The sequence below is a fragment of the Streptomyces sp. NPDC046727 genome (assembly GCF_040645635.1).
Taxonomy (GTDB): Bacteria; Actinomycetota; Actinomycetes; order Streptomycetales; family Streptomycetaceae; genus Streptomyces.
Window position 1 is genome coordinate 23,306 of record NZ_JBEYYR010000033.1, and the last position, 12,534, is coordinate 35,839.

General features: G+C 71.9%; 12 protein-coding genes. 8 read left to right on the forward strand and 4 right to left on the reverse strand.

Translation table 11 applies throughout. The features are described 5' to 3' along the window. Positions 1 to 33: 33 nt before the first annotated feature. A complete protein-coding gene (locus ABZ937_RS31875) occupies positions 34 to 1,620 on the forward strand; it encodes a GMC oxidoreductase (protein ID WP_361696938.1) in 1,587 nt (528 codons plus the stop codon). 13 nt (positions 1,621 to 1,633) lie between these two features. Here ABZ937_RS31875 and ABZ937_RS31880 read toward each other — a convergent pair whose 3' ends face one another. Further along, entirely contained in the window at positions 1,634 to 3,430 is a 1,797-nt protein-coding gene (locus ABZ937_RS31880; protein WP_361696821.1) for an AMP-dependent synthetase/ligase, read from the reverse strand. A gap of 307 nt (positions 3,431 to 3,737) precedes the next feature. Between ABZ937_RS31880 and ABZ937_RS31885 the strand changes: the two genes are divergently transcribed. From ABZ937_RS31885 to ABZ937_RS31915, 7 genes are all read left to right on the forward strand, one after another. Next, a complete protein-coding gene (locus ABZ937_RS31885; protein WP_361696822.1) occupies positions 3,738 to 4,535 on the forward strand; it encodes a metallophosphoesterase in 798 nt (265 codons plus the stop codon). Between the two features lie 123 nt (positions 4,536 to 4,658). After that, positions 4,659 to 5,102 (forward strand): SRPBCC family protein, encoded by a 444-nt coding sequence (locus tag ABZ937_RS31890; RefSeq protein ID WP_361696823.1) that lies wholly within the window; start codon positions 4,659 to 4,661, stop codon positions 5,100 to 5,102. A gap of 44 nt (positions 5,103 to 5,146) precedes the next feature. Next, complete coding sequence (locus ABZ937_RS31895; protein ID WP_361696824.1) at positions 5,147 to 6,319, forward strand: ArsA-related P-loop ATPase; 1,173 nt, start codon at positions 5,147 to 5,149, stop codon at positions 6,317 to 6,319. 56 nt (positions 6,320 to 6,375) lie between these two features. Then, on the forward strand, positions 6,376 to 6,864 hold the full coding sequence (locus tag ABZ937_RS31900; RefSeq protein ID WP_361696825.1) for a DUF5304 domain-containing protein: 489 nt from the start codon (positions 6,376 to 6,378) through the stop codon (positions 6,862 to 6,864). A gap of 67 nt (positions 6,865 to 6,931) precedes the next feature. Beyond that, complete coding sequence (locus ABZ937_RS31905; RefSeq protein ID WP_361696826.1) at positions 6,932 to 7,885, forward strand: ROK family glucokinase; 954 nt, start codon at positions 6,932 to 6,934, stop codon at positions 7,883 to 7,885. Between the two features lie 56 nt (positions 7,886 to 7,941). Beyond that, positions 7,942 to 8,703: an endonuclease/exonuclease/phosphatase family protein gene (locus tag ABZ937_RS31910; protein ID WP_361696827.1), complete on the forward strand. Its 762-nt coding sequence runs from the start codon at positions 7,942 to 7,944 to the stop codon at positions 8,701 to 8,703. Between the two features lie 98 nt (positions 8,704 to 8,801). Beyond that, positions 8,802 to 10,166: a serine hydrolase domain-containing protein gene (locus ABZ937_RS31915; protein WP_361696828.1), complete on the forward strand. Its 1,365-nt coding sequence runs from the start codon at positions 8,802 to 8,804 to the stop codon at positions 10,164 to 10,166. 105 nt (positions 10,167 to 10,271) lie between these two features. Here ABZ937_RS31915 and ABZ937_RS31920 read toward each other — a convergent pair whose 3' ends face one another. The 3 genes from ABZ937_RS31920 to ABZ937_RS31930 form a co-directional block, all read right to left on the reverse strand. After that, on the reverse strand, positions 10,272 to 10,943 hold the full coding sequence (locus tag ABZ937_RS31920) for a TetR/AcrR family transcriptional regulator (protein WP_361696829.1): 672 nt from the start codon (positions 10,941 to 10,943) through the stop codon (positions 10,272 to 10,274). 71 nt (positions 10,944 to 11,014) lie between these two features. Beyond that, positions 11,015 to 11,662 (reverse strand): hypothetical protein, encoded by a 648-nt coding sequence (locus ABZ937_RS31925; protein WP_361696830.1) that lies wholly within the window; start codon positions 11,660 to 11,662, stop codon positions 11,015 to 11,017. Next, entirely contained in the window at positions 11,655 to 12,434 is a 780-nt protein-coding gene (locus ABZ937_RS31930) for an alpha/beta fold hydrolase (RefSeq protein ID WP_361696831.1), read from the reverse strand. Before ABZ937_RS31930 ends, ABZ937_RS31925 begins: the two co-directional genes overlap by 8 nt. Between the last annotated feature and the right edge of the window lie 100 nt (positions 12,435 to 12,534).

The following is a 12,534-nucleotide window of genomic DNA, read 5'->3' on the forward strand; positions in this document are numbered from 1 at the left end:
CAGCTGACGCTGACTCGACGTCACATCCTCGGTATGGCCGCGCTCCAGGCGGCGGCCTCCCTCGGCTTCACCCGCATCGGCCTCCAGTCCGCCCGGGCCGCCGAACCCAACCCCACCGACAACTCCCCGGCGATCGTGGTCGGTTCCGGCTACGGCGGAGCGGTCGCCGCCCTCCGCCTCGGCCAGGCCGGCATCCGCACGCTCGTCCTGGAGATGGGCCGGCTGTGGAACACCGCCGGCGCCGACGGCAAGGTGTTCTGCTCCACCAGCGCCCCCGACCAGCGCTCCATGTGGTTCCGCAGCCGCACCGAGGCCCCGCTCGCCACCTTCCTCTGGCTGGACGTGGTCAACAGGGCCATCTCCCCCTACCCGGGCGTCCTGGACCGCGTGCACTACGACCACATGTCCGTCTACGTCGGCCGGGGCGTCGGCGGCGGCTCCCTGGTCAACGGCGGCATGGCGGTCACCCCGCCGAGGTCCTACTTCACCGAGCAGTTCCCGGCCGTGGACGCCGACGAGATGTACGGCACGTACTTCCCGCGCGCCCGCGCCATGCTCGGCGTCAACTCCGTCGACCCGGCCTGGTTCGAGTCCACCGAGTGGTACCGGTTCACCCGGACCTCCCGGAAGGCCGCCGCCAACGCCGGCCTGAGGACCACCTTCGTGCCGAACGTCTACGACTTCGGCCACATGCAGCGCGAGGCCGCCGGCACGGCCACGAAGTCCGCGCTCGCCGGCGAGGTCATCTACGGCAACAACCACGGCAAGCGCAGCCTCGACCAGACCTACCTGGCCGCCGCCCTCGGCACCGGCAACGTCACGATCCACACCCTGGAGAAGGTCACGTCGATCAGCCGGGCGGGCGACGGATCGTACGTGCTGACCGCCGACCGGATCGACGCCACCGGCGCGGTCGTCGAGACCAGGCAGTACGGCTGCACCCGGCTGTTCCTCGGCGGCGGCAGCCTCGGCACCACCGAACTCCTCGTGCGCGCCCGGGACACCGGCACCCTGCCCGGCCTGGACTCCGACGTGGGCGCGGGCTGGGGCACCAACGGCAACACCATGCTCGGCCGCGCCAACCACGTGTGGGACACCGTCGGCGCCGACCAGGCCACCATGCCCGTCATGGGCATCGACGACTGGGCCAACCCCGACAACCCGGTCTTCGCGGAGATCGCCCCGCTGCCCATGGGCTTCGAGCACTGGATCAGCCTGTATCTCGCGATCACCAAGAACCCCGAACGGGCGTCGTTCTCGTACGACAGTTCGTCCGGCGCGGTGGGACTCGGCTGGACCGCCGCCCAGAGCGCGGTCTCCGTGAGCATGGCCAAGAAGCTGTTCGACCGGATCAACCGGGCCAACGCCACGATCTACCGGTACGACCTGTTCGGCTCCGGCAGCAAGATCTTCGCCGACGACTTCACCTACCACCCGCTCGGCGGCTGCGTACTGGGCCGGGCGACCGACAACTACGGGCGGGTCAAGGGGTGTTCACGGCTGTACGTCACCGACGGCTCGCTGGTCCCCGGGTCGATCGGCGTGAACCCCTTCGTCACCATCACGGCCCTCGCCGAACGCACCATGGCGCGGGTCCTCGTCGAGGACACCGCGCCATGAGGCACCGCCGGGGTCACTTGGCGTAGATCGCCTCGATCTCGTCCGCGTAGTCTTTCGCCACCACGCTCCGCTTCAGCTTCAGCGACGGGGTGAGATGGCCCGACTCCTCCGTGAACTGGGAGGACAGAATGCGGAACTTCCGCACCGATTCCGCCTTCGACACCGCGGCGTTGCCGTCGTCCACGGCCGCCTGGATCGCCGCGAGCAGATCCGGGTCCTCGCGCAGCGACGCCGCGGTGGCGCCCGCCGGTTTGCCGTGCTCGGCGCACCAGCGGCCCAGGAACTCCTCGTCGACGGTGACCAGCGCGCCCACGAACGGCCGCCCGTCGCCCACCACCATGCACTCCGCGACCAGCGCGTGCGCCCGGATCCGGTCCTCGATCACGGCCGGGGCCACGTTCTTGCCGCCCGCCGTGACGATGATCTCCTTCTTCCGGCCGGTGATCCGCAGGTAGCCGTCCTCGTCGAGGGTGCCGATGTCACCGGTGTGGAACCAGCCGTCGGCCAGCGCCTCCGCCGTCGCGCCCGGGTTGTTCCAGTACTCCTTGAACAGGTGCTCCCCGTGCAGCAGCACCTCGCCGTCGTCCGCGATCCGCACCACCGAGCCGGGCAGCGGCTGCCCGACCGTGCCGATCTTCTGCCGGTCCCAGGGGTTGAACGCGGTCGCCGCACAGGACTCCGTCAGGCCGTAGCCCTCCAGCACCGTGAAGCCGATGCCGCGGAAGAAGTGCCCGAGCCGCTCGCCCAGCGGGGCACCGCCGGAGATGGCGTACTCGCCCCGGCCGCCCAGGACCGCGCGCAGCTTGCTGTAGACCAGCTTGTCGAAGACCTTGTGCTTGACCTTCAGACCGAACGACGGGCCCGACGGGCTGTCCAGCGCCTTGCTGTAGGCGATGGCGATGTCCGTCGCCTTGTCGAAGATCCCGCCCTTGCCGTCCGCCTGCGCCTTGGCGCGCGCCGTGTTGTAGACCTTCTCGAAGACCCGCGGCACACCGAGGATCAGGGTCGGCCGGAACGCGGCCAGTTCGTCCGTGAGGTTCTTGATGTCCGGGACACAGCCCAGCTTGATCGGCGCCATCATCGGCGCGATCTGCACGAGCCGCCCGAAGACATGCGCGAGCGGCAGGAAGAGCAGCACCGAGCACTCGCCGGTGCGGAACAGCGGACGCAGCCGCTCCACGATGTTGCCGCACTCGGCGAAGAAGCTGCGGTGGGTCAGCACACAGCCCTTCGGGCGCCCGGTCGTGCCGCTCGTGTACACGATGGTCGCCGGGTCGTCGGCCTTGGCGAGCGAGCTGCGCTCCTCCACCGTCGCGTCCGACACGTCCTGCCCGAGCCGGTCCAGCTCCGCCACGCCCCCGGCCTCGATCTGCCAGACGTGCTTCAGCGCGGGCAGCGAGTCGCGCACCGACTCGACGGCCGCCACGTGGGTGTCCAGCTCCACGACACAGGCGGTCGCGCCCGAGTCGGACAGGATCCACTGCACCTGCTCCGGCGAGCTGGTCTCGTACACCGGCACGGTGACCGCGCCCGCGCTCCAGATCGCGAAGTCGAGAAGCGTCCACTCGTACCGGGTGCGCGACATCAGGCCCACGCGGTCGCCCGGCTGCACGCCGGAGGCGATGAGGCCCTTGGCGGCGGCGCGGACCTCGGCCAGGAACTCCCGGGCGGTCACGTCCTGCCAGGCACCGCCCGCCTTGCGGGCGATGACGGCGACGTCGGGATGCTGCGCGGCGTTTCTGCGGACGATGTCGGTCAGATTGCCGTCGGCAGGGACCTCGTACAAAGCCGGAAGGCTGAACTCGCGCAAGACTGCTGCTCCTCATAGGGCGCCGGCGCCACGACGTTGTGCGATGCGACGGTGCGGTCCAAGGCTCGGGCAAGTACTCCGGATCACCATGAAGATTCACATGTTGAAATCCAGAGCACGACTGGACTGCCCGGACGTTACCCGCCGGTATGGCGTCTAGGACAGGGGGTCCCGGCGAGATGTTCGCTGCGTCACACACGTGGGCTTTCCTTCGCGCACAGTAGTCCACGGCCGAACCGACCGGCCAGTAACCGCAGGCCGGACCGGCACTGTTCACCTGGACCGCACACGCCTACGCTTGATCGCCATGGCATCCACACCCTCCGGCAACCGGCGGACCCGCGTCCACGTGGTCAGTGACGTGCACGGCAACGCCCGTGACCTGGCCCGGGCCGGAGAAGGAGCCGACGCCCTCATCTGCCTGGGCGACCTCGTCCTCTTCCTTGACTACGCCGACCACTCGCGCGGCATCTTCCCCGACCTGTTCGGCGAGGAGAACGCCGACCGGATCGTCGAGCTGCGCACCGCCCGCCGGTTCGCCGAGGCCCGCGAGTTCGGCGCCCGGCTGTGGGCCGGGATCGGCACCGACCGGGCCACGGCCATCGAGAAGGCCGTCCGCAAGCAGTACGCCGAGCTGTTCGCCGCGTTCCCCGCACCGACGTACGCCACCTACGGAAATGTCGACATGCCGCAGTTGTGGGCGGAGTACGCAGGACCCGGCACCACGGTCCTCGACGGCCAGCGGGTGGAGATCGGCGGGCGCGTCTTCGGCTTCGTCGGCGGCGGACTGCGCACCCCGATGCGCACGCCGTACGAGATCAGCGACGAGGAGTACGCGGCGAAGATCGAGGCCGTCGGCGAGGTCGACGTGCTGTGCACCCACATCCCGCCGGAGGTGCCCGAGCTGGTCTACGACACCGTGGCCCGCCGCTTCGAGAGGGGCAGCCGCGCCCTGCTGGACGCCATCCGCCGCACCCGGCCGCGGTACGCCCTGTTCGGGCATGTGCACCAGCCGCTGGCGCGCCGGATGCGGATCGGCGCCACGGAGTGTGTGAACGTGGGGCACTTCGCCGGCACCGGCACGCCCTGGGCGCTCGAATGGTGAGGCCCGGCGGGCGCGGTGAAGGCGGCAGGTCGGCGGCGCGGTAGCCTTCACGCTGCACACACGTGCGCAGCCCGGCGCACGCAGAACCTCTCAACACGGCCCGCATCTGGAGGAGCCACGGCGATGGCGGAACACACCAGTTCGAGCATCACGATCGAGGCGGCCCAGGCCGACGTCATGGCGGTGATCGCCGACTTCGCGCGCTACCCGGACTGGACCGGCGAGGTGAAGGAGGCGGAGGTCCTCGCCGCCGACGAGCGGGGCCGCGCCGAGCAGGTCCGCCTCGTCATGGACGCCGGCGCCATCAAGGACGACCAGACCCTCGCCTACACCTGGACCGGCGACCACGAGGTCTCCTGGACCCTGGTCAAGTCCCAGATGCTCCGCTCCCTGGACGGCTCCTACCTCCTGAAGCCGGCCGGCGCCGGCGCCACCGAGGTCACCTACCAGCTCACCGTCGACGTCAAGATCCCCATGCTGGGCATGATCAAGCGCAAGGCGGAGAAGGTCATCATCGACCGGGCGCTGGCGGGTCTGAAGAAGAGGGTGGAGTCGGGGGAGAAGTAGTCACCCCGGTTCACCTCCCGCGCACGACGGTAGCGTTCACCCTCATGCGCACCATCCTGATCACGGGCCCCGGCGGCAGCGGTCGTACCACGATCGCCGCCGCGACCGCACTGCGCGCCGCGGCCGACGGCACCCGCACGCTGCTGCTGAGCGCGGACCGCACCGACACCCTGGGCAGGGCACTGGGCACCGCGACAGGACCGACCCCCACCGGCGTCGCCGAGCACCTCACCGCCTGGCGGCCCGACGCGACGGAACGGTTCCGTCAGGACCTCACCGCGTTCCAGACCCGCGCCGCGAACGTCCTCGACCTCCTCGGCGCGGCCCGCCTGGACGCCGAGGAGGTCACCCCGCTGCCCGGCGCCGAGGAGCTGTCCTTCCTGCGCGCGCTGCGCGACGCGGCCCTCTCCGAGCGCTACGACCTCCTCGTCGTCGACCTCCCGCCCCTCCCTGCGGCCCTCGCCCTGCTCGCCCTGCCCGAGGAGCTGCGCCGCTATCTGCGCCGCCTCCTGCCGCCCGAGCGGCAGGCCGCCCGCGCCCTGCGCCCGGTCCTCGGCCGGCTGGCCGGCGTCCCCATGCCCGCCGAGTGGCTGTACGAGACGGCGGCCCGCTGGGACGTCGAACTGGCCGCGGTGGAGGCCGTCCTCACCGACCCGGACACCGTCGTACGCCTGGTCGCCGAACCCGGCCCGGCGGGCGCCGACGCCGTCCGCGCCGCCGGCCTCGGCCTCGCCCTGCGCGGCCTGGGCACCGAAGCCCTGATCGCCAACCGCACCCTGCCCGAGACGGACGCCGGCAGCTGGCTCGGCTCGCTCCTCGCCCAGCAGCGCAAGGCGCTCGCCGACTGGGCGGAGCCGTACGACGTCCACCCCGTCCCGCACCTCGGCCGCGACCCGCACGGCCCCGACGACCTCACCGCCCTCGCCGTGCCCGCCGTCAACCCGGCGCCCACCCCGGTCGAGTGGCCCGTGACCAACCGGATCGCCGAGGACGGCGTGCTGGTCTGGCACCTGCCACTGCCCGGCGCGATACGGGACGAGCTGGACCTGATCCGGCGCGGCGACGAACTCCTGATCACGGCGGGTCCCTTCCGCCGGATCGTGCCGCTGCCCTCCGCCCTGCGCCGCTGCACCGTCGCCGGCGCCGGACTCCGGGACGGTGAGCTGCGCATCCGGTTCGCCCCGGACCCGGATCTGTGGCCCGCCGCTCGACGGTGAACCGGGTACGCGCGTTCGGGTAACGTCGTAAAGGCGAACCGTAGTCAGGAGCCGCCATGAGCGAAGAGCGCCCCGCACCCGACCCCTTCGAGGAGGAGCAGGCGCGGGCGACCGACGCCGACGCCTGGGCCACGGCCTGCGCCGAGGATCTCGCCGCAGAGCAGGCCCGCCGCCGCGCCGAGCACGGCTCCCCGCCGGGCTCGGCCGCCGAGGAACTGAAGAAACTCGTGGACACGGTGGCCGACAAGCTGTCCGGCCTCCAGTCCCCGCTCCTAGGCGGCCTCGCCGGACCCGCCGCCCAGCAGGTGGTGCGACAGGTCGTCCAGCAGGCGAAGGCCGCCGTGGAGCCCGTCATAGACCGCAACCCGGACGTCTTCGACCATCTGGCCGCGGCCGGCAGCGAGCTGCTCGCCGCCTACCGCTCCGCCGTCCAGGCCCAGGAGCGCCGCTGGACCGCCCGCACGGCCGACCCGGCCGAGGGCGGGCCGGACCGGCGCGACCGGGGCGAGGGCACCGGCCCGGGGGAGCGCATCGACCTGGACTGAAGCCCTCTCCCGGCAGGGCCTCGGGTACGGTTGGCCGTAGCGGGGCTCGACCGAAACTGAGGGATTCATGGGACTCACCATCGGCGTCGACATCGGCGGCACGAAGATCGCGGCCGGCGTGGTCGACGAGGAAGGCAACATCCTCTCGACCTTCAAGGTGCCGACCCCCACCACGCCCGAGGCCATCGTGGACGCCATCGCCTCGGCGGTGGAGGGTGCGCGCGCCGGGCACGAGATCGTCGGCGTGGGTATCGGCGCGGCCGGTTACGTCAACCGGCAGCGCTCCACCGTGTACTTCGCGCCGAACATCGACTGGCGCAACGAGCCGCTCAAGGAAAAGGTCGAGGCACGCACCGGCCTCCCGGTCGTGGTCGAGAACGACGCCAACGCCGCCGCCTGGGGCGAGTACAGGTTCGGCGCCGGCAAGGGCCACCGCAACGTCATCTGCATCACGCTCGGCACCGGCCTCGGCGGCGGCATCATCATCGGCAACAAGCTGCGCCGCGGCCACTTCGGCGTGGCCGCCGAGTTCGGCCACATCCGGATGGTCCCGGACGGCCTGCTGTGCGGCTGCGGCTCGCAGGGCTGCTGGGAGCAGTACGCCTCCGGCCGCGCCCTCGTCCGCTACGCCAAGCAGCGCGCCAACGCCACCCCGGAGAACGCGGAGCTGCTGCTCTCGCTGGGCGACGGCACCCCCGACGGCATCGAGGGCAAGCACATCTCCATGGCCGCCCGCCAGGGCGACCCGGTCGCCGTGGACTCCTACCGCGAGCTGGCCCGCTGGGCCGGCGCCGGCCTCGCCGACCTGGCCTCCCTCTTCGACCCCTCCGCGTTCATCGTCGGCGGCGGCCTCTCCGACGAGGGCGAACTGGTCCTGGACCCGATCCGCAAGTCCTACAAGCGCTGGCTGGTGGGCGGCAACTGGCGCCCGGTCGCCGACGTGATCGCGGCCCAGCTGGGCAACAAGGCGGGCATGGTGGGCGCGGCCGACCTGGCCCGGGAGCCCGACCCGATCATGTAGTGAGGCGGTACGACAGTGCCCGCCGCGTCCGGTCCCGGGACGGCGGGCATCGTCGTATGTTGATCGTCATGCTGCTTCCCAACTCCCGTACGGAACCGGATGGTTCCGCCGTCATCCGGGTCCTCAGCTACAACATCCGCTCGATGCGCGACGACACCCACGCCCTGGCCAGGGTGATCACCGCCTGCGCCCCCGACCTGGTCCTCGTCCAGGAAGCCCCCCGATTCTTCCGCTGGCGCAAGAAGCTGGCGCGGCTGGCGGCGGCCTCGGGACAGGTCGTCCTCACCGGCGGAGCGACGGCGGCGGGACCGGCCGTTCTGTGCAGCCTGCGCGCCACCGTCGAACGGACGGAAGACGTACTCCTCCCGCTCACCCCCGGCCTCCACCGGCGCGGCTTCGCCACAGCCGTCGTCCGGTTCGGCTCGGCCCGCCTGGGCGTGATCAGCTGTCATCTGTCACTGCAGAAGGACGAGCGCTACGACCAGGGCGGCATGCTCCTCGGTCGCCTCGCCGGCCTGGGCGTGGAGCACGCCGTCGCGGGCGGCGACCTCAACGAACGCCCCGACGGCCGCACCTTCCGCCGCCTCGCCGAGAACCTCCAGGACTGCCGTACGACCGCACCCTGGGGCGGCGAGTTCACGTCCACCCCCGCCGACCCCCACCAGCGCATCGACGCGATCTTCGCCAGCAAGGGCATCGAGGTGCTCGGCTGCGGTGTCCCGCTGGACCAGCCGGGCATCACCCCGGCCGACCTGATCGCGGCCACCGATCACCTCCCGGTGCTGGCCGCCCTGCGCGTCCCCGCCGAAGCGACTTGAACTAAGTACAGGAAATCTCTTGCGCACCCTGCGGCGGGCGCTCTACTGTCCTTCCTGTACTTAGTTCAAGTCAACGGACGACCAGCAGGGGGAAACCGATGTCGTACGAGGAACTGTCCGCGTTCGTCGCCGCCACCGCGAAGGAGTACGGGATACCCGGCGCCGCCGTCGGCGTTCTCAGCGGCGGCCGGGAGAGCTACATCGCGCACGGTGTCACCAGCACCGACCACCCCCTGCCCGTCGACGAGCGGACGCTCTTCCACCTGGCCTCGGTGAGCAAGAGCTTCACCGCGACCGCGCTCATGCGCCTGGTCGAGCAGGGTCGCGTGGACCTGGCCGCGCCGGTCCGCCGTTACGTCCCCGACCTGCGGCTCGCCGACGAGGAGGCCGCCGGCCGGATCACCGTGCTGAACCTCCTCAACCACACCGCGGGCCTGGACTGGAACCTGGTCGACGCCGACGAGACCGACGGCTCGCTGGCCGCCTGGGTCGCCCAGCTGGACCGGCTGCCGCAGATCGCGCCGCCCGGCGCCCGCGCCTCCTACAGCCAGGCCGGCTACAACCTGCTCGGCCTGCTGATCGAGAACGTCACCGGGCTGCCGTTCGAGAAGGCCCTGTCCGACCTGCTCCTGAACCCGCTGGGCCTCTCCGACACCGTCTTCGACCTGGACGACGTCGTGGTCCGGCGGTTCGCCGTCGGCCACAACCGCGCCGAGGACGGCACCCTCACCCCCGCCCGCCCCTGGAAGTCATGGCCGGCCGGCACCCACGGCAACAACCCCGGCGGCGGCATCGTCTCCTCGGCGAGCGATCTGCTGCGCTGGGCCCGGTTCCAGCTGGGCGACGGCGAGGGCCTGCTGTCCGCCGAGGCGCTCGACCGGATGAAGCAGCCGACGGCCGAGCTGCGCGGCAGCACGCTCGGCGACGCCTTCGGCATCTGCTGGTTCCTGCGCGACGTCGAAGGGGTCCGCACGGTCGGCCACGGCGGCTCGGGCAACGGGCAGTTCGCCGAGCTGCTCCTGGTCCCCGAGCACGACTTCGCCTTCGTCTCGCTGGCCAACGCGGGCCCCGACGGCTACCTGTTCAACCAGGCCGTCCTCAAGCGCGCGCTGGAGCTGTACCTCGGCGTGGTCGAGCGGGACCCGGAGCCGCTGCCGTACGACGGGACGCGGGCCCGCGAGATCGCCGGACGGTACGAGATCGACGCCATGTACCTCGACATCGCGGACGAGGACGGCCGGCTCACCCTCGCCGTCGGCATCAAGCCGGAGATCCGCGCCGCCTCCGAGGCGGAGATGCCGCCGGACTACCCGGCCGCCGCGATCGGCTTCCTGCCCGGCGACGGCGACGAGTACGTGATCACGGAGGGCGGTCTGAAGGGCCAGCGGGGTTTCTTCTCCCGTGCGGCCGACGGCACGGTGACGGGCGTCGATCTGGCCGGGCGCCTCTTCGCGGGGGCCTGACGCGTCGTACCCGGCCGCGGGTGCGCGGGGGCTGATCACGCAGTTCCCCGCGCCCCTGACGGGCGCTCGCAGCGGCACCTCCCGCGAGCAGCGCCTGTCCGGCCGTCAGACGGTGTCCGGGCCCAGCCCGTCGAGCAAGGCCCGCAGACCGCTTGCGAAGGTGCCCTCGGGCGCGCCGGCGTACTCCGTCGCCGCCGGCGTGTCGAGACGGGCCCGCAGCCGGGGGAAGACGGCAGCCGTCTCGGCGGCTTTCGCCAGCACCGCCCGGAACTGATCCTCACTGTCGCCCCCGGCCCGCTGCACCTTGCGCGTCAACGAGGCCGTGGCGGACGCGCCCAGTGCGTTGCCCAGTACGAAGGTGACCAGAGCGCCGGCGGCCCGGTCGGACTCCTCCGCGGTGAAGCCGGCGATCTCGAAGACGCCGAGGAGGTGGTCGTCATAGCGGGACTTGGCGGTGCCGTAGACGAAGTGGGAGCTGATGGCCTGGACCAGCCAGGGGTGGCGGACGAGCATCGCGTACAGGGCGTCGGCCATCGCCGTGGCCGTGCCGCGCCAGTCGTCCGGGTCCAGCGGCGGCAGGTCGATCTCCCGCCACACGTGGTCGGCGACCATCAGCACCAGGTCGTCCTTGTTCTTGACGTGCCAGTAGACGGCCGTGGCGGCCACGTGGAGCCGCTTGCCGAGGCTGCGCATGTTCAGGCCTTCGAGGCCCTCCTCGTCCAGCAGCTGCACGGCGGTCCGGACGATCGTCTCCTGGGTGAGCGTGTCGCGCGGCATGGGCTCACGATAGGTCACCGAGCCGCCTCCTGTACAAAGTTCAGGCGGCGGCCCGGATCTTCCCCGCACCGTCAGACCACGGCCCCGCGGCCCGGGTCGTCGTCCTCGTCGTCGTCCGTCCGCATCCGCGTCACCAGCGTCGCGAAGCCGCCGAGGAAGCCGCCGATGCCGAGCGTCGCCAGCCACCAGGTCATGTCCCAGCCGAGCACCACCGCCAGCAGGAGCAGGACGGGGCCGCCGACCACGCCGAGCCAGGCGAACTTCGCGGTCGTGTCCGCGGTCGGCAGCGGCGGCGGCTCCGGCGGGACGAAATGACCCTCGTCCCCCTCGTCGAAGTCGTCGTCGGAGGGCTCGGCCACCGTGAAGTCGCGCGGGCCGACGCCGGGCGCGAACGCGACCGAGCCGCCCAGCGGCCGGGCGGCCTGCCGGTCGGGGGACTCGTCCGCGTCGCGCTGCGGCTCGCCCTCCGGGTCCTTCGCCGGGTCCTTCACCGAGTCCTTCACCGAGTCCTTCGCCGGGTTCGGCTCCAGGAGCGCGAGATCCTCCACCGACTTGAAGGGCCGGGCGCCCGGCGGATCCGGCGGCTCCTCGCCGTATCCGGCGACGATGGCCCGCCAGGCGGCGTCCTCGTCGAACGGCACCTCCTGCTTGTCCGGCTCGCGGTCCCCGGGGTTCTCACGGCCCTCGCGGTCCTCACGGTCGGAGTCGTGCTCAGCCAACTGCGGCCGTCCCTTCCTTGCCGACACTGGGTGCGAGCCGGCCGATGAAGGCGAGGCTCTCCTCGAAGATCCGGTCCGCATCCACGTCCAACGTCGCCACGTGGTAGCTGTGTTCCAGCACGACCTCCGTGACGTCCGTGGACGACACCCGGCTGAGCACCCGCGCCGGGTCGGCCGCCGGGACGACATGGTCCTGGGCGCTGCGCAGCACCAGCAGCGGCTGCGTGACCTGGGGCAGCTCGCCGTCCAGCCGGCGCAGACCCGCCCGCAGCGAGTGCGCCGCGTGCAGCGGCACCCGGTCGTACCCCAGCTCCGCCGCGCCCTCCTTCGCTATGTCGCTGGCGATGCCCTTCGTCGTCCGCACCAGGTGCCGGGCGGCCGGCAGGGCGTACGCCGACAGGCCGTGCACCTTGTTCGCCGGGTTGACGACCACCACGCCCGCGACCCGCTCGCCGTGCCGGGCGGCCAGCCGGAGGGCCAGCGCCCCGCCCATCGACAGGCCCGCGACGAACACCCGGGAGCAGCGCTCGGCCAGGACGCGCAGCTCGCGGTCCACCTGCGCGTACCAGTCCTGCCAGCCCGTGAGCTGCATGTCCTCCCAGCGCGTGCCGTGGCCGGGCAGCAGCGGCAGGGACACGGACAGGCCGTGGGCCGCGTGGTGCTCCGCCCAGGGGCGCAGCGACTGGGGCGAGCCGGTGAAGCCGTGGCAGAGGAGAACCCCCACCTCCCCGCCCTCGTGGCGGTACGGCTCGGCTCCGGGGAGAACTGGCATGTGGTTCACCGTACGCGACCGCACTGACACCGACCAGGGTCGTCGGGTCCATTGACGGTACTCCGGGTTAAGGTCTCCTCGACGGAAACAGGAGGCACAC